Here is a 21,848-nt window from a genome sequence, read left to right as displayed (position 1 = left end):
AAAATGGAAAAACTATCCATTATAATTCCGGCATATAACGAAGAACAGACCATTCATCTTATTCTAGATAAGATTAAAGACGTTAGTCTAATAAATTCCATTCAAAAAGAAATTATAGTGGTAAATGATTGTTCCTCTGATAATACAGATCATGCCATTCAAGAGTACAAAGAACAAAATCCTGAAGTAACACTTCAATATTACTCTCATGAAAGCAATAAAGGCAAAGGAGCCGCCTTACACACAGGAATACAAAAAGCCACAGGTAATTATATCATTGTTCAGGATGCCGATTTAGAATATGACCCACAAGAGTACAATATTCTTTTAAAACCCATAGTTGAAGGCTTTGCTGATGTAGTTTATGGCTCAAGATTTGTAGGAGGAAAACCGCACCGCATTTTATTCTTTTGGCACACCATTGGCAACAAGTTTTTAACGTTTGTATCCAATATGTTTACCAATCTTAATTTAACCGATATGGAGACTTGCTATAAAATCTTCAGATCAGAAATCATTAAAAACATTAATTTAAGAGAAAAAAGATTTGGTTTTGAACCAGAAATTACCGCTAAAATTGCTCGAATATCCAATATTAGAATCTATGAAGTTGGTATTTCATATTATGGTAGAACCTATCAAGAAGGAAAGAAAATATCATGGAAAGATGGTTTTAGAGCTTTGTATTGTATTCTAAAATATGCCATTTTGAGGATGAATTAACCTAACAATAAATACTACAACCTTATTTTTCAACATAATAAGTCGCATTTTATTGTAGATAACTTTTGAAAAGTCCTCAAGATTCTCTTGAAATTAATAATAATAATCTGCTTATATTTGTGCTTTTAAATTTTAACATTAAAAATGAAACCAAACACACAACAACTACAAGAATTAACAGTTCAAGTAAGAAGAGACATTTTACGAATGGTACACGCTGTAAATTCAGGACATCCTGGAGGATCATTAGGCTGTACCGAGTTTTTTGTAACCCTTTATCAACACCTTATGAATCGCAAAGAAGGTTTTGATATGGATGGCAAAAACGAAGATGTTTTCTTCCTTTCAAACGGACATATTTCACCAGTTTTTTATAGTGTTTTAGCTAGAAGCGGTTATTTCCCAGTTAGTGAATTAGCTACTTTTAGATTATTAAACTCAAGATTACAAGGTCATCCTACAACACATGAAGGCTTACCAGGAATTCGAATGGCTTCTGGATCATTAGGTCAAGGATTAAGCGTAGCATTAGGTGCTGCACAAGCAAAAAAACTAAATAAAGATTTAAATTTAGTATATGCACTTTTAGGTGATGGCGAATTACAAGAAGGTCAAAATTGGGAAGCGATTATGTATGCCGCTGCAAAAAAAGTAGATAATCTTATCGCAACAGTTGACCTTAACGGACAACAAATTGATGGTTCTACAGATGAAGTTTTAAACATGGGAAGTGTAAAAGCAAAATTTGAAGCTTTTGGTTGGGACGTTCTTGATATTAAAGAAGGAAACAATATTGATGCTATTATTGCAGGAATGACTGATGCAAAATCGAGAACAGGTAAAGGAAAACCTGTATGTGTTTTATTACATACTGAAATGGGTAATGGTGTAGATTTTATGATGCATACACATGCATGGCATGGTAAAGCTCCAAATGATGAGCAATTAGCGAATGCTTTAGCGCAAAACCCAGAAACTTTAGGTGATTATTAATAATGTAAATTTTATATAAATAAGAAGTACAACTTATTTTATACCATTTATAGCATACAGCAAAATTAAAATGAAAAAATATACAAATACAGGAAATAAAGATACTCGTTCAGGATTTGGTGCAGGACTAACTGAATTAGGTCAAAAAAATGAAAATGTAGTAGCACTTTGTGCAGATTTAATTGGTTCTTTAAAAATGGATGATTTCAAAAAAAATCACCCAGAACGTTTCTTTCAAGTAGGAATTGCAGAAGCCAATATGATGGGAATTGCTGCTGGTTTAACAATTGGTGGAAAAATTCCTTTTACGGGTACATTTGCTAATTTTTCAACCGGTAGAGTGTACGATCAAATTCGTCAATCTATTGCTTATTCCGATAAAAACGTAAAAATCTGTGCTTCACATGCTGGTTTAACTTTAGGAGAAGATGGTGCAACGCATCAAATTTTAGAAGATATTGGTTTAATGAAAATGTTGCCAGGCATGGTTGTAATTAACCCTTGTGATTACAACCAAACTAAAGCAGCAACCATTGCAATTGCAGACCATCACGGACCTGTTTATTTGCGCTTTGGAAGACCAAGTGTTGCTAATTTCACTCCTGAAAACGAACCTTTCGTAATCGGAAAAGCAATACTTTTAAATGAAGGTTCTGATGTAACCATTGTAGCAACCGGGCATTTAGTTTGGGAAGCTCTAATTGCAGCGGAAAAATTAGAAGAAAAAGGTATTTCAGCAGAAGTTATTAATATTCATACTATTAAACCATTAGACGAAGAAGCAATTTTGAAATCGGTTGCTAAAACAGGTTGCATTGTAACTGCTGAAGAACACAATGTTTTAGGAGGTTTAGGTGAAAGTGTTTCTAGAACTTTAGTTTTAAATAATCCTGCTCCACAAGAATTTGTGGCTGTAAATGATAGTTTTGGTGAAAGTGGAACGCCTGCTCAATTAATGGAAAAATATGGATTAAATGCAGACGCTATAATTAAAGCAGCTGAAAAAGCTATAAAAAGAAAATAATTTTAAGTCTATCACAACATAAATAAAAAAGCCCAATTTTTAAAAAATTGGGCTTTTTTATTTATTGTATTTTTGATTAATGACAAGAATTGTCTAAATGCTTTTTCACAGAACCACTTCCACAAAATGGAATATTATTAAAAGAATAGTAAACTATATTTCCATTACCATCATTAGATTGTATAATTTCAAATTTAGTAATCACCCCATCATTATCATCGTCTCTATCTAAAAAATCAGGTATATTATCTCCATCAGTATCATCATTATAAAAATCACCATCTCCATTAATATCTTCATAATTACTCAATATTCTGTCACCATCTTGATCGTTTTCTTTTCTATTGAACAATTTAATTTGAAATACCGCTGGATTATAAGAAACACCATTTATATTAGAACCGCTAAAGTATCCTAAACCAGAAGGAATAAACACTAAGACATTACCATAATCGTTATGTGTTAATGTTCCATTACTATTGAGAGCAGAAGAAGCTTCTGTCTTAATTTTAGTCAACACCTGTCTATAACCTGAAATAGATACGGGATCAAAAGCGGTTGTTTGAGGATAAGTAAACCACATTCCTTGATTATTTTGATCAAACACTTCATTTTCCAAATCCCAACCTTTATAAGCTGTGAAAACAGAATCCACTTGAGTTGGATACGCTCCTCCTCCTTCATTTAAAATAATATAATATAGTTTATATTCCACTACATCGGTAGAAACCCCAGTAATATAACTGGATACTCTCACATCATTTTTAACAATCATAGATTGTAATGGATAAGTAGTATTATTCCATATAGAAGTTTGTCCATTATCTATCTCTTTTACTGAGGCATTTAAATTTACATCTACAACTAAGTAATTTTCTTGCAAATAAGCCTCAATCTCTGCTATATCTTCATTATAAACTTCTTGACGATCTCTTAAACTAAATGTAGTATCAGCTCCATCATCTTTTTTACAAGATACTAATAATAAAATTAAACTAAGTGTTAAGCTAATCTTTAAAATATTCTTCATTTTCATAAAATTTGAGCCGCAAGATACAATTTTCCTTTATTTTTGTATAAAAAATTAACATTGATTTTTGAATCCAATGAGAATAGACAAGTATTTATGGTGTACTAGATATTTTAAAACGCGAAACATGGCTACCGAATCAATAAAGAAAGGTCATGTAACCGTAAATGGACAAACAGCAAAAGCTTCTAGAGAAGTATATCCTACAGATAAAATAGTTTTACGCAAAGACCAGATTAATTATCAATTTACCATTTTAGATATTCCACAAAATCGAGTGGGTGCCAAATTAGTAGATGTTTACAGAAAAGATACCACACCTGAAGAAGCATTTGCTCATTTAGAAATGCTAAAACTAAGTAAAGAACATTATCGTGCCAAAGGGGAAGGAAGGCCTACCAAAAAAGACCGAAGAGATATAGACGAATATACTAACGATATTGATTTTGAAGATGATTTTGAATAAAGAATATTGGGAAAATAGATATCAAAATAATGATACAGGTTGGGATACAGGTACAATCACACCGCCATTGAAAGAATATATCGACCAAATTAAAGATAAGACAGCTAAAATTCTAATTCCAGGAGCTGGGAATGGTCATGAATATGATTATTTAATTGAAAAAGGCTTTAAAAACACTTATGTAATTGATATTGCAAATTCACCAATTGAAATGCTAAAATCGAAACACAAAGATTTACATAATCAAATAGTCTTAGATGATTTTTTTAATCTTACCAATGCTTATGATTTAATTATTGAACAAACATTTTTTTGCGCATTAGAACCTAAACTTAGAGAAAAATATGCTACAAAAATGCATTCTCTACTAAAACCAAAAGGAAAAATTATAGGTTTACTTTTTGATTTTCCACTAACAACTGAAGGGCCTCCTTTTGGCGGTAATACAGATGAATACTTGCAATTATTCTCCAGCCTATTTACAATAAAAAAACTTGAAAAAGCATATAATTCTATAAAACCACGTCAAGGAAGAGAACTCTTTTTTATATTTGAAAAAAAATAACAACACATGCAAAATATTATCTTAACCCATCAAGAAATCGAACATAAAATCAAGAGAATAAGTTATCAAATTTTTGAAACTTTTGTAGATGAAAAAGAGGTTATTGTAGCTGGAATTTCAAAAAGTGGGTTTATACTCGCCCAAAAGATAGCTAAAGAACTAGAAAGTATATCCGATTTGAATGTGATCCTTTGTGAAGTTTATATTAACAAACAAAACCCTCAAGAACAAATCACAACCTCTATAAGTTCTGAAACATACAAAAACAAAGCACTAATACTAGTTGATGATGTCTTAAACTCTGGAACCACATTAATTTATGGTGTAAAGCATTTTTTAGACGTTCCTTTAAACAAATTCAAGACTGCAGTACTTGTAGATAGAAATCACAAAAAATATCCTGTGAAAGCAGATTTTAAAGGTCTTTCATTGTCTACCTCTTTACAAGAACATATCCAAGTAGTTTTTGAAGATAACAATAGTTATGCTTATTTAAGTTAGTTTGTTATTAATTTCTTCACAAATAACACGAATTGATTTATTATCAATTGAAATTATATTTTGTGCTTGCAAATAATAATAGCTTCTATCGAAAAGATGTTTAGTAATATACTCCTCCAATTCTTCTTTATTTAAATTTGAAATAAGGGGTCTATTTTGTTTTTCGTTTAACAACCTCTCAGTAAGTGTGACTATAGATCCTTTTAGATAAAAAGACAACACTCCCTCTTGTTTTAAAATCTCGTGATTATTACCATAGCAAGGAGTTCCTCCACCTAAAGCCAAAATAAATTCATCGTTATTGCTTACAAAATTTTTAAAAATTAGACTTTCAATTTTTCTAAAATAAACTTCGCCTTTATTCTTGAATATGTTTTTTATAGTATCTTTTTCATTTTCTTCGATAATTTTATCTAAATCATAAAAGGGAATTCCTACATTTTTAGAAAGCTCTTTCCCTATTGTTGATTTACCCGAACCCATATAACCAATTAAAAGTATTTTCATGTTTTAATAATTAACTTAAAATTAAGCAGTTAAAAAATAATTTAAAAAAAAAGACAAATTTATAAGAAAAAAACATTGGAAAATAAATTTAAGTTAATATATTTGCACCCGCATTCAAGGAAACAAATCGACTTGGTAGCTCAGCTGGTAGAGCACATCACTTTTAATGATGGGGTCCTGGGTTCGAATCCCAGCCAGGTCACTAAGAAAATCCTTACTGAATGCATCCGACTTGGTAGCTCAGCTGGTAGAGCACATCACTTTTAATGATGGGGTCCTGGGTTCGAATCCCAGCCAGGTCACTAGAAAAGTTATCCACATTAGGATAGCTTTTTTTGTTTTTGGCCATGTGGAGGAATTGGTAGACTCGCCATCTTGAGGGGGTGGTGTCGCAAGACGTGTCAGTTCGAATCTGATCATGGTCACTTAAAAAAGTCTTAGTCTTTATTTACAAAGAGTTAAGACTTTTATTTTTTTAAAATCTAATCCCACCATTATTCAGCTTTTGTTCTTTTAACCAACCGTATGCTTTAAACAGCCTTCCATTATAGGTTATAAGGTTATCTACTTATTTTATAAAAAATCAATGCAACACTTCTTCATGTCTTTTAAAAGAGCATTCTAAATTTCTAATCATTAACTAAATCAAAAAATCCAGCCTTAAATAGTAATTCTATATTTAGAAACAAAAAATTATACAATAGTAACTTACAAACATGTTCTTTAATAAACCATTCCTGACACAAACGCTAGGAATGAAGCAATTAATATTTTATTTTTTAATCTTTCCTATTCGTATTTAGTCCCATCAGTTGTATAGATATACTCATCAATAACTTCAGAATCAAGAGTAATATCTTCACCGTCTTTAATTGATTAATTGCTTTTGAAACTGAAATATGTCATTTTTTCACGATACAACGTCATTAACAACATTAAGTGCAATCAATCTATAAAAACAAGAAATAAACATCAACAACCAAATGAATTTATTTATAGAAAGTTAAGATTTTGTTAAAATATATTTGTAAATAAGTTCATAATATAAGTAAAATGCATATTTACAAGTATTGTAGTCTTCAAATTAAATCCCTTACATTTTAAGAAATCATTTTAACTATATTTGAAAATAGTTTGCTTGTATTTTATAGAATGTCATTAGCAAATATTTTTTTAAATCGATATATGAAACAACTTTTAATATTTACTTTGTTAATTTCAAATTTATTTTTGCTTAATATATCTAAAGAAAAGATGATCCTTGGAGAATGGAGATATGTAAAAACAGTATTATCAATAGAGAAAATCGGGGACAATCTTTATCAAAAAAGAACCTCAGGATTTATTGGTAAAACTATACTTGAATTCAAAGCAAATTATAATGGTACGTGTATAAATACACAAACTAAAATTGCCAATCAGTTTACTTGGCAAATTAATAGAAAAAAATATCGTTAACATATTATGGAGATGACCGATCTTTAAAGTCATTTGATGGCGAATTTGAAATTAAAATCTTGAATAAACATAAAATGGAGATTTTAAATTTGAAAGATAACAAACTGTTTATTTTTGAAAGATAGTTACCAAATCTGTATGTATTGTACAATTATTTTTCCAATACAACTTTAAAAAAACATAAAAATCAACCTCTTTTAAAGCAACTAAAGGAGTTTTTTTTTTAAGATATTGAAATTTAATAGCTTACAATCGAGTTTTTAAAGTCTTGATAGACCTTTTTTACAAAAGCTAAGCGTTTCAATTGTTTAAAGGAAATAACTTGGAATATAATAGATGGTTTCTTGATTGTAAAGCGCAAATATTTCTAAAAAGAAAAAAACGAATAATAAACTATCACAACAATAAGCCAACAATCGTCTATCTCAATTGATGTTATTCAAATAACCTACCAACAAAATCTTGAAGAACGCAACAGGATCAATACTTGCCTGACTTCCTTTACCATAATACTTTTTTGTAGCCATAAATGAAATGTAAATCGAGTTCACTTAACAATTTTCTGTAATAGTTATCTAGTGGAACCAAATCCAACAAATTAACCGAAACAAATAACTCTGGGGTAAAATTCTTCTTTCCTTGCATAATTAAATTTACAAAAAAATACCATTTGAAATGTTTCTTAATTGTTATATTTGATTAGTTGTGCAAGATGCACAGAAACTTGGCACTAATTTTTCATCCTAATAAAAAAATAACTTTTTTGATAATTTTACCAAATTTTGGTAACTTTGCTAAAAATTAAAAATCATGGGACGAAATACATCTGTTTCTTTGGGAGATCATTTTGAGAATTTTGTTGATAACAGAATTACCGAAGGTAGGTTTAAAAATGCAAGTGAAGTTATTCGAGCTGGATTAAGACTTTTAGAAGAAGAAGAAAACAAGATTTTGGCTCTAAAAAAAGCTATTAATGAAGGGGTTCAAAGTGGAATTGCGGAAAATTTTGACCCAAAAAAACATCTTGAATCTTTAAAAGCCAGAAAACGAAATGGCTAAATATCTTCTAACTAATAAGGCTGTTGAAGACTTATCCAAAATTTGGGATTATACATATGAAGTTTGGTCGGAAAATCAAGCAGATAAATACTACTTTGAATTATTAGGTGATTGTCAAGCATTAGCCGAGAATCAAAATTTAGGAAAGAATTATGATGAAATAAACAATCAAATTTTAGGATATAATTCTGGGCAACATATTATTTTCTACAGAATATTAACCGCAAATGAAATTGAAGTTACGAGAGTTTTACACTCTAGAATGGATTTAAAAATTAGAATTCAAGAATAAAACTACTGCTAATAACCAGTAATTGTTGTACAACTACATTATTCCAAAAAAACTTCAAAAAACATATTATAAAAACCTTTTTTAAATCACTTTAAAAGAGGTTCTTTTTAGTTAATGTTAAAATATAGAGTTTTTGAAGTCAAAAAAGCGCGTTTTTATAAAAGCAAAGCACTTCCCTTGTTTTAGGGAATAACTTGGGATATAATGGATGTTTTTTTGATCATAAATAAGCATTTATTCAAAAAAAACGCATCAATAAACTATTACTACAATAAGCAATTAATTGTCTATCTGAATTAATATTATTCAAATAACCCACCGACAAAATCTTGAAGAACACAACAGGTTCTTTACTCTCTTGCCCTTCTTTGCCATAATACTTTTTTGTAGCCATAAATGAAATGCAAATCGAGTTCACTTAACAATTTTCTGTAATAGTTATCTAGTGGAGCCAAATCCAACAAATTAACCGAAACAAATAACTCTGGGGTAAATTTTTTTTCCTTGCATGATTGAATTTACAAAAAAAGGCTCTTTTCAAGGTTTCTTAATTGTTATATTTGTGGAGTTGTGCAAGATGCACTGACTTTAGCTGCCATTAAACAAAACTCGAAGTAAACTTAACTTAAATGAAAAAAAATCTCTTACTGCTACTTACTTTAAATTTAAATTTTGGGTTTGCTCAAACGACTAAAGAAAAGAAAATCATTGAAAAAGCGGAAAACTATATAAAACAAAATGGGTACACAAACGAAGAGTTTAAGTTTGACAAAAAACAATTTAATGTAGATATTGTTGACCAAAGCAATCTTGATGAAATATTAAAAAAGCGCAAGGGACGATTAAATTCAAAAGCTGTCTATTTCAAAAAATGTGATAAAGATTACATCGTAGATTTTGAATATTCAAAATTAGATTTAAAAGAAAGAGATTCAATAGCTTTGAAAGCGGTATCAATTGATAAAAAAACTGGCAAAATGAGTATATTTCATGAAAATATTCTAGTACCATTTTTAGATTTAAAAAAAGAAACTAATTATTAACGGTAGCTAACAGCGGTGCTTGTTGCGCAACTCAAAAATTCTAAAAAAAATATAAAAAACAAACTACTAAACAAATAAGCATTGAAAGTCAAAAAATTAAAAACACAAACATCCAACATAAAAGAAAAGCAGACTCAAAAAAGAGCTGTACTACTAGAACAGCGATTATAATTCAGTATTTATAGAAAATAGAAATATCTGCATTTACTTCTTTCTTTTCAACTTTTACTCTCTAAACTTTTCGATATATTTGTAAATCTGTGTAATTAAATATTCAATAATGTTTAAAATTTACAAGACATTGAAGACAATTTTACTTTATAATACAACAACATTGAAAATATGAATGAAAATACTATTGACAGTTTACGTGCAGCATTAAAACATTCGTCTGATAACATTCCTTTACGATTATTACTAGCAGACACTTTATTGGCTTTAAATAGACTCGAAGAAGCCGAAATAGAATATTGCATACTTCTTAAAACTTCAAATGACAGCAAAGCTAAATTTGGACTTGCTACCATTTTCTATAAAAAAGGGAATTACTCTGCATGCAATGTTATTTTGGAAGAAATAATAGAAAAAGAGACAAATGAAATAAATGTTTATACGCTTTACGCTAAAGGGCTTTTGAAAGAAAATGCAATCAACAAAGCAATTGAAGCTTATAAAAAAGCATTAACTATTGACCCTAAATACTTTGATGCAGAACTTGACACGCAATTGAGACAGAAAGGAACTTATGAGGTCATAGAAACGGAAGAAGAAATTGATTCTCGCTTTTTACAAAAACCTAATATCAATTTCAGCGATGTTGGTGGCATGGAAACTGTAAAGAAAGAAATCGAACTTAAAATAATAAAACCGCTACTCCATCCTGAGCTCTATAAAGCATATGGAAAAAAAATAGGAGGAGGTATTTTACTCTATGGACCACCAGGATGTGGTAAAACTTTTATTGCTAAAGCAACAGCAGGACAGGTAAATGCAAAATTTATTAGTGTGAGTTTGAATGACATTTTAGATATGTGGATTGGAAACAGCGAAAAAAATCTACATGAAATATTTGAGTTAGCAAGACAACACTCACCTTGTGTCTTATTTATAGACGAAATTGATGCTTTAGGTGCAAGCAGAAGCGATATGAAACAATCCAGCGGTAGACATTTAATCAACCAATTTTTACAAGAACTTGATGGTATTGACAATACAAATGAAGGTGTTTTAATCATTGGCGCAACAAATACTCCTTGGAATCTTGACCCAGCTTTTAGACGACCTGGACGTTTTGACAGAATTGTCTTTGTTCCACCACCAGATATTACAACTAAGGAAGCTATTTTAAGATTAAAACTCAATAATAAGCCAACAGAAACTATTGATTTGCTAAGTATTGCAAAAAGAGCAGAGAATTATTCTGGGGCAGACATTGATGCAATTATTGACATTGCGATAGAACAAAAACTTGAGTCTTCTTTTAGCGATGGGATTCCAAAACCTCTTGAAACTACTGATTTATTAAATGCGCTAAAGAAACATAAACCAAGCACACAAGAATGGTTTTCGACCGCCAAGAATTTTGCGCTGTTTGCAAACGATTCTGGGCTTTATGATGACATTCTAACTTATTTAAAAATTAAGAAATAAATGACAGAAGATAACAGACTATCAAAAGTTGAAATTCTAATACAACAAAAAAAATTTCAAGAAGCAGAAAGTATCCTTTCTGATTTAATAACAGAAGATTCTAATAACATTCACTTCTTGTCATTATTAGCAGAAGTAAACTTACAACAAAATAAATTTGATATTGCTAATAGCATAATAGCAAACGCTATCGGATTATCTCCTGATTCTGCTTATTTATTCTATATAAAATCTCGTATAGAAATACACCAAGACAAATTGAGTGAAGCAGAAAAATGCATTAATCAAGCCATAGAAATTGATACGTATAATGCAGACTTTTTTGCATTACTCGCAAATATTAAACTCGGACGGAAGCAGTATATGGAGGCTTTAGAAATAGCAAATAGAGCATTGGAAATTGATGCTGAAAATCTGTTGGCTCTAAATGCTAGAAGCACTACATTAAATAAATTGAACCGAACTGAAGAAGCATTTGACACAATTGAAGGAGCACTACACGAAGACCCAAACAATGCATATACTCACACCAATTATGGTTGGGGTTTACTTGAAAAAGGGAACCATAAGAAAGCACTACAACATTTTAAGGAAGCACTTTCCAATGACCCAACATTTGAATATGCGCAATCAGGTATGTTAGAAGCAATTAAAGCAACTAATCCTATTTACAGGTTGTTTTTGAAGTATTCTTTTTTCATGAGCAATCTCACTGCCAAATATCAATGGGCTGTAATCATAGGGTTTTATCTTGGTTTTAGACTATTAAAAACAATTGCTAGAAATAATGAATCTCTACAACCCTTCTTAATACCTCTAATTATTGCTCTTGCTTTAATTGCATTTTCAACATGGATAATTACACCAATAAGCAATCTATTTTTAAGATTTAATAAATACGGAAAATTACTTCTTAATAAAAAGCAGAAGATGAGTTCAAACTTTGTTACTATAAGTTTGGGGATGTTTTTAGTTGGATTAGTCTTGTATTTTATATATTCAGATGAGAGAATGTTAACAATTGCCGTATTTGGTCTTGCCATGATGCTACCATTAGGAACAATGTTTTCACCCTCAAAAAACAAATATGGTATATTAATTTATACAATTATTTTGGCTGTTGTGGGACTTACTGCTATTGGACTGACTTTTTTGACAGGAAATATGTTTAACTTAATGACTATGGTTTTCATTTTTGGGTTTACTGCATTTCAATGGTTAGCGAACTATTTACTAATTAAAGAAAACAACCTATAACAAGCGATAGAGAAACCATTTTCAACAATAGTTTGCCAAAAGGCTACTTCTTAATTCTTTAATAAAAATAAGCCACTAAGGTAATGTTGTTTTATATTTGTAACTACTTGTTTTTTTTAAGTAAACCATAGCGAGCCACATAAAAGCATGTGAAATTTTAAAGAAAATATACTTAAAATATGCACTATGAAAAAATTACAAATTACTATTTTCTTTATTTCTTTTCTTTTTTTAAATACTAATTTATTATTTAGTCAAGAAACTGCTACTTTAAAAGAAATTGAATTTCAATCAAAAGTACTAAATCAGAAACGTCCAGTTTATATTTATTTACCAGCTGAATATGATGAAAGAGATTTAGTTGCTTATGATGTAATGTATGTTTTTGATGCCCAACATAGAGAAATTTTTGATTTAGTCCATTCTGCTTTAAATTTTATAACATTAGAAAAAAAATTCATTGTAGTTGGAATATCGTCTCCAGCAAACGAAGAATTAGAATATTATAGAAATTATGACTATTTACCAAAACCAATAAATGTTCCATTAGAAAAATATAATACAGAAAAGCCAAACGCAGAAAATTTTGGAAAATATTTTTCAGAAGAATTAATACAATTTGTGAATAATAATTATCGAACAACTAATGTTAATTTCTTAATTGGTCATTCATTAAGTGCTTCATTTGTATTGGATAAATTTTTACATAATGTTGACTTGTTTAAAGGGGTAATCTGTGTTTCTCCAAACTTACGATATGATGAGAATAGATTGGCTAATGCATTTTTAAAAATAGATTTTAACAAACCCACAGAAAATAAATTTATTTTTATTAGCCAAGCAGATGAAGACATTACATTTGGCAAAACATGGATGGATGCAAATGAAAAAATTAAAAATTTCACTGAAGAATCTGAGAATTTAGGCAGATATCGTATTTATTTCAAAAATTATCCAAATTACAACCATTACTCTACAGTTTTACCTTCAATTTCGGAAGGCTTGCAATTATTGGTTGAATTCATATCTAAAAACCCGTATCAACTAAAAAATGATTTTAAAGAAATTACCATTAAAGTCACTGTTCAAAATAAAAACGATGAAATTTTTATTGCAGGAAATCAAGAAAGTCTAGGTAATTGGAATCCATCTAAAATACAATTTAAATACATCTCTGAAAAAGAACGAGAAATTGTCGTAAAAGTTAAATTTCCAATTGAATTTAAATTAACCAAAGGAAACTGGGAAAGTGAATTATTCACAAATCAAACGGGTAATATGGGTAGAAATATTGTAATAAACAATCTCAAAACAAACATATTACATTTAAAAATTATTGAATAACAAACTGTTCATAAAAACATTCTATTTCTCATATAAATATAGGTTAGATAACTACAACATGATGAGTTTATGCACAGAAATTAAATCTATATTTGTCATAAATTTGATAGCTTCACATTACTACATACCAACGAATGGTTAATGAATATGTAAAGACTAAATTATTTTAAAAAATGATAAATAAAATTGTAAAATGTACATTCCGAAAGTAAACTTAGCAACCGACAAAAATGAAATTCTTGAATTTATGAAACGCTTTAGTTTTGCTACAATAATAACTTCTAAGGACAATTTTCCAACAGCAACACATTTACCATTTGTGGCAACTATCCGAGAAAACAAAATAGTTTTGACTTCACATTTTGCAAAAGCAAATGAACATTGGCAAACTATAGAAAACAATACTGTTTTAGTTATTTTTAGTGAACCTCACGCCTATATTTCAACTAAAAATTATGATAAAGAACTAAATGTTCCAACTTGGAATTATATTTCAGTTCATGCTTACGGACAAGGGAAAATAATTACCGAAACTGACCAAACATTTGAAGTTATTGAATCGACAATTAAAAATTACGAAGCAACATATCTACAAAAATGGGCCCATTTTTCTGAAGATTACAAATTAAAAATGTCAAAAGGAATTGTGGCATTTGAAATACTTGTTACTGATTTGCAAGCTAAAATGAAATTGAGTCAGAATAGAACAAATACAGAGCAAAGAAATATCATTAACACCTTATCAAAAAGCACAGACACAAATGAAGTAACTATTGCCGAGTATATGAAATATAACTTGTCAAAAAAATAAATAAGTTTACAAGTCTTCTTCTAATTTAAAAACATTCAAGTTGATTTAACTAAAATTAAAAACAAGTATGAAATATAAAGTTTCTATTTTATTATTAATCTTCAGCCAATTTATAAAAGGTCAAATTTTCTCAAACTATATAGACACTAACGATAGTAACATAAAAAAAGCCGTTGTTTTTTATAAACAATATGTATTAGAATTTGAAAATGGGTCCATAGATTATAAAAATTATTGGTCTAAAAAGGATTATGAAAAATATGAAACTCCTGATCCCATAGTATATTCAATATCTTCAGACTATCCAACTTATAATTTTGGTATTCAAAAAACTATTTTTTATGCAAGAGCATTTTCTAATTATGTGCATTTGAAAACATTAATGACGCAAACCGATTCATTCAACAACATATCGGTTTATGCCATTACAAATCATTATATTTCAACAAATAATGAAGAAAACAAACTCTATTTTATTAATCCAATGGAGGTTAATTCACAATTGTACACATCAAAAACAAACGGAAACATTACCTACCACTTTTTAAAAACACATCCGTTTGACAAAAATAAAAGCGACCAATTAATTGCTTCTCTTAAAAAATTTGAATCCGATTGGGGTTTTAATCCAATTAAAATTGATTATTTTTTTACTGACACTCCAGATCAATTAGGTACAATGAGAGGCCTAGATTATTATTATGGTATGGAACAAATTTTTCCTTCAGGCATGGCATTTCCTAAAGATAAAATTATCTATTGTAATGGTTCAGGTGAAAATAATTTTCATGAAATTTTACATTTATACCTCAATCCATTATATGAAAAATCGCCAATTAATCATGGGCTAATTTATTATTTAGGTGGTTCATTAGGTCATAATTTCAACTTCTTAATTAGCAAAATGAACGAATATTTGATTAAATATCCCAATACAGATTTAAGTGAGTTTGAAACTCTAGAAACAAAAGACATCACCTTGCATATAAATCATACTGTAATAGGGCTAATTTGCAAGATTATTGATAAAAAAGAAGGTGTTAATGGTTTAAAAAGGCTCTTAACCTATGATAACATGGAAATTTTATTTAAAAAAGAGTTCAATCTTCAAAAAAAAGACTGGCATCATTTTTTAAAAGAAGAATTCAAAAAACAAGACACAAGTAAATTATAATAATCATACCTGTTTAAGAGGTTAATTGGTTACTAAACTAAAAAATTCATTGGTTATAATTTAAAAATCTCATGAAGAATCAGATTATAATATTATTTACATTTTTTATACTAACTGTTTCTTGTAAAACTGGTGTTGAAGTAACATTCACAAATCAAAGCGAAGAAGATTTTGAAAGGCTAACAGTTGGAATTTTTGAAAAGAGATTTGATTTTGAAAATTTAAAAAATGGACAAACTACTCAACCCATAAAAGTAGAACAAATTTATCCTTATTGTTATGCCAAAGCTGTAACGCAAAATGACACTATTCGTTTTATACCTATCGATTATATAGGTGAGAAACTAAGAAAACAGGGAAAATTAAATCTAAAAATTTATATTGACTCAACTTCTAATAAAAAACGCCAATTAAATTTTATAACTGAAAGAAATTGATAAACCTATTACAGCTAAATATTTTTTGTTTTTAATGAAATATAATTTTCCATCTTTTGATTTAAAATATGGCTAGTACTTTGTTTATATAAAAAGAATATGAAATGTAATTTTATCAATAATAACTAAATAGTACTGCTTTTTATTTATATTTGATTTGCATTGTTGTATAAACTTGGTCTTCATTTTATTTGAAACTATACCCAAATGAACATATTAAAAAAAGGAGAGTTTTTTGGAACACATTATCAAAAGTCCACTTTTCAAAATATTATTATAACTGATACCGAATATACTCATAGTAAAGTAGATTGGCATTACCATGAAAACCCATATTTTACATATTTACTTGAAGGCAAACTTTTTGAAGCTAACAAAAAAGAATCATATTATTTGTCTCCTGGAAGTTTATTGTTTCACAATTGGCAAGACACTCATTATAATATAAAGCCTCCTGAATATACAAGAGGATTTCATATTGAATTGAATGATAAATGGTTTTCAAATTATGACATAAAAACAACCGACTTTGAAGGTAGTCTAAATATCAAAAATCCTTTTACTAAAATTTGGATGAATAAAGTGTATGTTGAATCTAAAATAGATGATCAATATTCTAATTTAAGCATCGAAACATTACTAATTGAGATTTTTAGAAGCATAAAAGAACACAAAAACAAAAGCACTAAAAAACCAGAATGGGTAAACAGGCTTCGTGAAATTCTACTTGAAGAACAAATTGATTATTCTTTGCAGAATTTAAGTTCGCTTTTAGGAATTCATCCTGTTCATTTATCAAGAGAATTCAGTAATTATTTTGGAACAAGTCTTGGAAATTATATTCGACTATTAAAAATAAATAAGGCTTTTCATTTAATCATCTCAAATAAATTTTCAATGACAGAAATATGTTATCAATGTGGATTTTATGACCAAAGCCATTTCATTTCAACTTTTAAAAAATTTTACAATTGCGCACCTTCAAAATTATTTAAAAATAGAAGTAATGTTAATTCTATACAATTTTGATAGTGATAAAAAACGCATCTTTGCCGCTTCTTTTTAAATGTATTACAAAATGAAAATTCAAAATATTACCTTCATTTTTTTGTTATTCTTCTGCTTTTTAATTAATGCCCAAGATATGTCTGAATATACAGATAATTGGGAAGGAAAAATTGAAAACTCAAAGATATTTAATATAAAAGTTGAAATACTAAATATTAAATCAGAGAAAGCTTTTGTCAGAATTTCTAACACTAAAAACAATATAGATTTCCCTGTTCCCATCAACTTAAATAACAATTCTATCAAAATAGCATTCTCAGAAAATTTTTCATTTGAAGGAGTTCTTTCAAAGGATAATAAAGAAATTAATGGTTTTATTAAATCGGGTTTACTACTCTATCATTTAAAATTAACACAAAGCAATCACAATAGTTATGTAGGAAATTGGAATATTTTGATGATTGATGAATTAAAATCACAAGATTTATATTTAAGTATAGAAAATGGTTTACAAAATGAATATCAAGCATATCCAATTTTAGGAGACAATCGTTTCACAGGAACTTGGTGTGACAATTTTCAAAAAGATAACAATGTTATTTCTTTTTTAGATTTTAAAACAGGGCTTCATTTCAAAGGAAAATTAGAAAATAAAAAAATTCAACTAAATATATTTTTAGATAATTTTTTAATCTCTGAGATAGATTTAAAAAGATCTCAATCGGATTGGAAAATAGGAGACTTTAAAATAGAAAACACAAATTCTGTTTTAAAACTTACCGAGATGGAAGATCTTATTTTTAAGGATTCATTACCTAATACTCACTCCGTTTTAATTTCTAGAAAAGGAAAACTTTTTTATGAAAACTATTTTAATGGCTATACAGCAACTATTCCTCATGATATGCGCTCGGCATCTAAAAGCATTTCTTCGGCCATTATTGGTATCGCATTAGATAAATCTTTGTTTAAAAATGTTAATCAATCTATTTTTGATTTTTTATCACCAAAGTATCAGACACAAAAAGACAGTTTAAAAGCAAAGATTAACATTCAAAGTCTTTTAACTATGAGTTCTGGATTAGATGCTATTGATTATGGAAAAAATGCGAATTCAAAATCCCCAGCAACTGAAGAAAATTTTCAAAGAACAACGGATTGGACAAGATCCGTTTTGTCTGCTTCGATGATAAATGCTCCAAATACACAAGCCAATTACGGTTCTGCTAATCCTTATTTACTTGGAATTGCAATGGATTCAATAATAAATGAGCCATTAGAATTGTTTATGGATAGAAATCTATTTCAAAAATTGCACATTTCAAATTATATTATACAAACAGATTTGAAAGGAAAACCTTATTTTGGCGGTGGTATGTATCTAACTCCTAGAGATATGTTAAGTTTTGGTGAACTCTATCTAAATTATGGAAAATGGAATTCGAAACGCATTATATCAAGAAAATGGGTAAACGACTCATTTAAAAATCATCATGCATTAGAAAATACAATAGACAAGAATGGATATGGCTATTTATGGTGGCACAATACCTACTTTTCTAAAGGAAAAAAAATCAAAACTATTGAAGCAAGAGGCGCAGGTGGTCAATATATTTTTATCATTCCAAGTTTAAAAGTAGTTGTGGTAATTACTTCAGGAAACTTTAGAAATGGAAAAACACAGCAACCCGAGAAAATTTTTGAAGACTACATCTTACCTAACATAAAAAAATAAAAAAGTGTTTTTATTCAATTTTAATTATTGCCATTAATCTTTGTTTTTTCAGAAAGGAATATACAGAGCAAAATAGTCTGTAAAGCCTAATCTTTTCAATGTGATTTTTGCATTTATTTAGCTACAATTTTAGAAATAAAAAAACAAAAAAATCGCCCTAAAATAAGCTTAGTTTTACTTATTTTAGGACGAATGATTCACAAAAAATTAAATATTAAAACCTCCAGAAACTTCTATACGCTGTGCATTAACCCATTTTGCTTCTTCACTACACAAAAAGGCCACTACTCCACCTAAATCATCTGCATAACCTATTCTACCAAGCGCTGTATTGCCTGCAATTATATTTTGCAAATCGGGTGAGTTTCGAAGAGCTCCTCCTCCAAAATCGGTTTCAATGGCTCCTGGTGCAACCGTGTTAACTCTAATCTTTCTATTACCAAATTCTTGTGCTTGGTAACGAGAAAGACTTTCTATTGCCGCTTTCATAATTGCATAAGGAGCATAATTAGGAAAACTAAATCTTGCCAAACCAGAAGATATATTAACGATACTTCCACCGTCTTCTAAAATTGGTAACAATTTTTGTGTTAAAAAATAAGGTGCTTTTAAATGAATATCAACCATGTTATCAAAAACAGCTTCACTAGTATCTACTATACTTGTATGAGCCCCTACACCAGCATTATTTACCAATGAATGTAAATGAGTAACCCCATATTTCTCTAATATTTCTTTTACTTGATTTACCAATTGATCATAACTGTTTATATCTACTACATCCAACTGCAAGGCTTCAGCATTTTTTCCTAAAGATTGGATTTCTTCAACCACTTTTTTCGCTGCTTGCTCTTGACTATGATAAGTGAGTATAATATCAAAACCTTTTTTTGCTAATTGTGTAGCCATGTCTTTTCCAAGTCCACGACTTCCGCCTGTTACTAAGGCTACTTTACTTGTTTTAGTTGTCATTTTTCTACGTTTTTAAATGTATGACAAAGTTCCCATTTAAAACAATATAACGTTTGCAAACAACAATCTAAAAATTGTAAAATTCAATCAATTTCTAAACTTTAACGGAGAAAGATTTGTTTTCTTTTTAAAAAAATTTGAAAAATGTGCCACCTCATCAAAGCCTAATGTATAAGCAATTTCAGAAACATTCCATTGTGTTTGTTTTAAAAGAATTTTAGCTTCTTCTACAATTCTAGCATTAATAATATCACTAGTACTTCGTCCTGTTGTCTCTTTTAGAACTTTATTAAGATGATTTGTATGTACACCTAAAATCGTAGCAAATTCAATAGGGTTACGCAGAACTACTTTCTGCGCATCATTTTCAATAGGAAATTGTCTTTCTAAAAGTTCAATAAAAAGCGTGGTGATTCTGCTGGCCGCATTAGTGGTGCTTTGCATACTAACAATGGGTTTAAGTTTTTGACCCGTATGAATTAATTGCATTAAAATATTTCTAAGCAAATCATATTTATATTCATAATCTGAAGACAATTCAGTATCCATTTTCTTAAATATCGCTTCTATTTCCAAATATTGTTTGTCATCTAATTGATATATAAAATCGCTTGAAGGCTGGTATATTGGCAATTCATCGATATGCAAACCCATTTTTGATTTAGACATAAACTCTTTAGTAAACACACAAAACATACCTTGCTGGTTATTATCTAATGCGGTATATCTGTAAGGTATTTTGGGTGATGCAAATAAGATGCCTTGTTGCTCAATCAATATCGTTTTATCTGCATATTCAACTAAATTTTTCCCTTTAATCAGACTTATTTTATAATACAATCTTCTATTGTAGCTCATTTGACATTTAGGGTTGTCATCAAAATAGAATTTTGCAATATCAAACACATTAAAATGACCTAAATCGGAGTGATTTTTATTATCTAGAAAGTAATCTAACTGACAACTAGATTGCCCACATATATCTTTATAAAAATCCTTTATACTTACACTTTCCATATTTTGCAAATTTCAAATAATACAAAAATACAAAATAGGGATAACATATATCTAAAAATTTAAATCATCGATTTACATTTGGTTTTCAAACGCATCATAAAATACTATAAAACAACTCCAAGTAATTCATAAATTTCCTTTCTCCCTCTTGCTGTCAACACTAATTCTCTTGAGAACTGTACCTTTTTAAACCACTTTTTATGAAACATACTCATTAACCAATCTGCACCTAATTGTCCCGCTAAATGAGGTTTTCTTTCAGACCAATCCAAACATTGTCTAGTTAAAGGCCTGCGAATCGTATTATAGTTTTCTTTTTTAATTCCAAAATTTTCAAACCACTCCCAACCTTTATTTGTTACCAGATAGATGTTTCCGCTCTTTTTTACCATATCTTTTTTTTCCAATGCCTCAACCAATTGAACACCTACAAAACCTGCCAAATGATCATAACAGGTTCTACAAAATTTTATTCCAACAGGCTTGATTTCTCTTTCAGAACGATTTATTTTTGATAACTGTGCCAATGATTCTATAACATAAGCTACTTCTGCATTTGCAAAGGTATAATAACGATGACGTCCTTGAATTTCTACCTTTAGCATTTCGGCCTCTAATAATTTAGACAAATGATTACTTGTTGCCGTAATTGAAATATCTGCAAATGCGGCTATTTCTGATGCAGTATACGCTTTACCATCTAATAAAAACCATAACATTTTAGATCGAGAAGGTTCGCAAATTAATGCACTAATTTTAGAAAAATGATGCAAAACTTCCAT

24 protein-coding genes and 3 tRNA genes are annotated in these 21,848 nt (G+C 29.1%); 21 read left to right on the top strand and 6 right to left on the bottom strand.

The genetic code is table 11. The features are described 5' to 3' along the window. The first annotated feature begins 3 nt into the window (after positions 1 to 3). The 3 genes from HALO113_RS11665 to HALO113_RS11655 all read left to right on the top strand — a co-directional run bounded on the left by HALO113_RS11665 (position 4) and on the right by HALO113_RS11655 (position 2,740). Positions 4 to 723: a glycosyltransferase family 2 protein gene (locus HALO113_RS11665; RefSeq protein WP_159779185.1), complete on the top strand. Its 720-nt coding sequence runs from the start codon at positions 4 to 6 to the stop codon at positions 721 to 723. A 144-nt stretch (positions 724 to 867) separates the two neighbouring features. Continuing rightward, positions 868 to 1,716 (top strand): transketolase, encoded by an 849-nt coding sequence (locus HALO113_RS11660; RefSeq protein ID WP_159779184.1) that lies wholly within the window; start codon positions 868 to 870, stop codon positions 1,714 to 1,716. Positions 1,717 to 1,786: 70 nt separating this feature from the next. Then, positions 1,787 to 2,740, top strand: coding sequence for a transketolase family protein (locus HALO113_RS11655; protein WP_140999496.1), 954 nt, complete (start codon positions 1,787 to 1,789; stop codon positions 2,738 to 2,740). 76 nt (positions 2,741 to 2,816) lie between these two features. Here HALO113_RS11655 and HALO113_RS11650 read toward each other — a convergent pair whose 3' ends face one another. Further along, entirely contained in the window at positions 2,817 to 3,770 is a 954-nt protein-coding gene (locus tag HALO113_RS11650; protein WP_159779183.1) for an FKBP-type peptidyl-prolyl cis-trans isomerase, read from the bottom strand. A gap of 76 nt (positions 3,771 to 3,846) precedes the next feature. On the opposite strand from HALO113_RS11650, the gene HALO113_RS11645 reads away from it, so the two are divergent. The 3 genes from HALO113_RS11645 to HALO113_RS11635 are packed head-to-tail and all read left to right on the top strand — an operon-like array spanning position 3,847 to position 5,302. Next, positions 3,847 to 4,236 carry an RNA-binding S4 domain-containing protein gene (locus HALO113_RS11645; RefSeq protein ID WP_159779182.1) on the top strand — a complete coding sequence of 130 codons (390 nt, stop codon included), beginning with the start codon at positions 3,847 to 3,849 and terminating at the stop codon, positions 4,234 to 4,236. Further along, complete coding sequence (locus HALO113_RS11640) at positions 4,223 to 4,801, top strand: methyltransferase domain-containing protein (protein ID WP_159779181.1); 579 nt, start codon at positions 4,223 to 4,225, stop codon at positions 4,799 to 4,801. The genes HALO113_RS11645 and HALO113_RS11640 overlap by 14 nt, the downstream gene beginning before the upstream one ends. A 6-nt stretch (positions 4,802 to 4,807) precedes the next feature. Beyond that, on the top strand, positions 4,808 to 5,302 hold the full coding sequence (locus HALO113_RS11635) for a phosphoribosyltransferase domain-containing protein (protein WP_159779180.1): 495 nt from the start codon (positions 4,808 to 4,810) through the stop codon (positions 5,300 to 5,302). Here HALO113_RS11635 and HALO113_RS11630 read toward each other — a convergent pair. Then, positions 5,294 to 5,809: a shikimate kinase gene (locus HALO113_RS11630; RefSeq protein WP_236554662.1), complete on the bottom strand. Its 516-nt coding sequence runs from the start codon at positions 5,807 to 5,809 to the stop codon at positions 5,294 to 5,296. The genes HALO113_RS11635 and HALO113_RS11630 overlap by 9 nt on opposite strands. 129 nt (positions 5,810 to 5,938) lie before the next feature. Here HALO113_RS11630 and HALO113_RS11625 point away from each other — a divergent pair. The 6 genes from HALO113_RS11625 (at position 5,939) to HALO113_RS11600 (ending at position 8,618) form a co-directional block, all read left to right on the top strand. Next, positions 5,939 to 6,011, top strand: a tRNA-Lys gene (locus HALO113_RS11625). Positions 6,012 to 6,038: 27 nt separating this feature from the next. Continuing rightward, a tRNA-Lys gene (locus tag HALO113_RS11620) sits at positions 6,039 to 6,111 on the top strand. 41 nt (positions 6,112 to 6,152) lie between these two features. Further along, positions 6,153 to 6,234, top strand: a tRNA-Leu gene (locus HALO113_RS11615). Positions 6,235 to 6,994: 760 nt separating this feature from the next. Then, positions 6,995 to 7,267 (top strand): hypothetical protein, encoded by a 273-nt coding sequence (locus tag HALO113_RS11610; protein WP_159779179.1) that lies wholly within the window; start codon positions 6,995 to 6,997, stop codon positions 7,265 to 7,267. A gap of 810 nt (positions 7,268 to 8,077) precedes the next feature. Beyond that, the gene (locus HALO113_RS11605; RefSeq protein WP_159779178.1) at positions 8,078 to 8,326 is read left to right on the top strand and encodes a type II toxin-antitoxin system ParD family antitoxin; all 249 of its coding nucleotides are present in this window, start codon (positions 8,078 to 8,080) and stop codon (positions 8,324 to 8,326) included. Next, positions 8,319 to 8,618: a type II toxin-antitoxin system RelE/ParE family toxin gene (locus HALO113_RS11600; RefSeq protein WP_159779177.1), complete on the top strand. Its 300-nt coding sequence runs from the start codon at positions 8,319 to 8,321 to the stop codon at positions 8,616 to 8,618. Before HALO113_RS11605 ends, HALO113_RS11600 begins: the two co-directional genes overlap by 8 nt. A 238-nt stretch (positions 8,619 to 8,856) precedes the next feature. Here the strand turns inward: HALO113_RS11600 and HALO113_RS11595 are convergent, their stop codons facing one another. Further along, complete coding sequence (locus tag HALO113_RS11595) at positions 8,857 to 9,012, bottom strand: transposase (protein WP_236554660.1); 156 nt, start codon at positions 9,010 to 9,012, stop codon at positions 8,857 to 8,859. Positions 9,013 to 9,247: 235 nt separating this feature from the next. Here HALO113_RS11595 and HALO113_RS11590 point away from each other — a divergent pair, with 235 nt between their 5' ends. From HALO113_RS11590 to HALO113_RS11550, 9 genes are all read left to right on the top strand, one after another. Then, a complete protein-coding gene (locus tag HALO113_RS11590; protein WP_159779176.1) occupies positions 9,248 to 9,661 on the top strand; it encodes a hypothetical protein in 414 nt (137 codons plus the stop codon). Between the two features lie 342 nt (positions 9,662 to 10,003). Beyond that, positions 10,004 to 11,311, top strand: coding sequence for an ATP-binding protein (locus tag HALO113_RS11585; protein ID WP_159779175.1), 1,308 nt, complete (start codon positions 10,004 to 10,006; stop codon positions 11,309 to 11,311). Continuing rightward, on the top strand, positions 11,312 to 12,568 hold the full coding sequence (locus HALO113_RS11580; protein ID WP_159779174.1) for a tetratricopeptide repeat protein: 1,257 nt from the start codon (positions 11,312 to 11,314) through the stop codon (positions 12,566 to 12,568). It begins immediately after the preceding gene. A gap of 186 nt (positions 12,569 to 12,754) precedes the next feature. After that, positions 12,755 to 13,912, top strand: coding sequence for an alpha/beta hydrolase-fold protein (locus HALO113_RS11575; RefSeq protein WP_159779173.1), 1,158 nt, complete (start codon positions 12,755 to 12,757; stop codon positions 13,910 to 13,912). 193 nt (positions 13,913 to 14,105) lie between these two features. Beyond that, complete coding sequence (locus HALO113_RS11570) at positions 14,106 to 14,723, top strand: FMN-binding negative transcriptional regulator (RefSeq protein WP_159779172.1); 618 nt, start codon at positions 14,106 to 14,108, stop codon at positions 14,721 to 14,723. 67 nt (positions 14,724 to 14,790) lie between these two features. Continuing rightward, positions 14,791 to 15,897 carry a hypothetical protein gene (locus tag HALO113_RS11565; RefSeq protein ID WP_159779171.1) on the top strand — a complete coding sequence of 369 codons (1,107 nt, stop codon included), beginning with the start codon at positions 14,791 to 14,793 and terminating at the stop codon, positions 15,895 to 15,897. 71 nt (positions 15,898 to 15,968) lie between these two features. After that, complete coding sequence (locus HALO113_RS11560) at positions 15,969 to 16,334, top strand: hypothetical protein (RefSeq protein WP_159779170.1); 366 nt, start codon at positions 15,969 to 15,971, stop codon at positions 16,332 to 16,334. Positions 16,335 to 16,541: 207 nt separating this feature from the next. Further along, positions 16,542 to 17,363, top strand: coding sequence for a helix-turn-helix transcriptional regulator (locus HALO113_RS11555; RefSeq protein WP_159779169.1), 822 nt, complete (start codon positions 16,542 to 16,544; stop codon positions 17,361 to 17,363). 115 nt (positions 17,364 to 17,478) lie between these two features. Next, positions 17,479 to 19,077, top strand: coding sequence for a serine hydrolase (locus tag HALO113_RS11550; RefSeq protein WP_159779168.1), 1,599 nt, complete (start codon positions 17,479 to 17,481; stop codon positions 19,075 to 19,077). Between the two features lie 207 nt (positions 19,078 to 19,284). On the opposite strand, the gene HALO113_RS11545 is transcribed toward HALO113_RS11550, so the two are convergent. From HALO113_RS11545 to HALO113_RS11535, 3 genes are all read right to left on the bottom strand, one after another. Beyond that, on the bottom strand, positions 19,285 to 20,049 hold the full coding sequence (locus tag HALO113_RS11545; protein WP_159779167.1) for an SDR family NAD(P)-dependent oxidoreductase: 765 nt from the start codon (positions 20,047 to 20,049) through the stop codon (positions 19,285 to 19,287). Between the two features lie 87 nt (positions 20,050 to 20,136). Continuing rightward, positions 20,137 to 21,066: an AraC family transcriptional regulator gene (locus tag HALO113_RS11540; protein WP_159779166.1), complete on the bottom strand. Its 930-nt coding sequence runs from the start codon at positions 21,064 to 21,066 to the stop codon at positions 20,137 to 20,139. Between the two features lie 104 nt (positions 21,067 to 21,170). Further along, complete coding sequence (locus HALO113_RS11535) at positions 21,171 to 21,848, bottom strand: helix-turn-helix transcriptional regulator (protein WP_159779165.1); 678 nt, start codon at positions 21,846 to 21,848, stop codon at positions 21,171 to 21,173.

The sequence above is a fragment of the Flavobacterium sp. 9AF genome, from assembly GCF_902506265.1.
In the GTDB taxonomy this organism is placed as follows: Bacteria; Bacteroidota; Bacteroidia; order Flavobacteriales; family Flavobacteriaceae; genus Flavobacterium.
The sequence above is the reverse complement of the archived record's forward strand: the minus strand, read 5'-3'. Positions and strand labels throughout refer to the sequence as shown.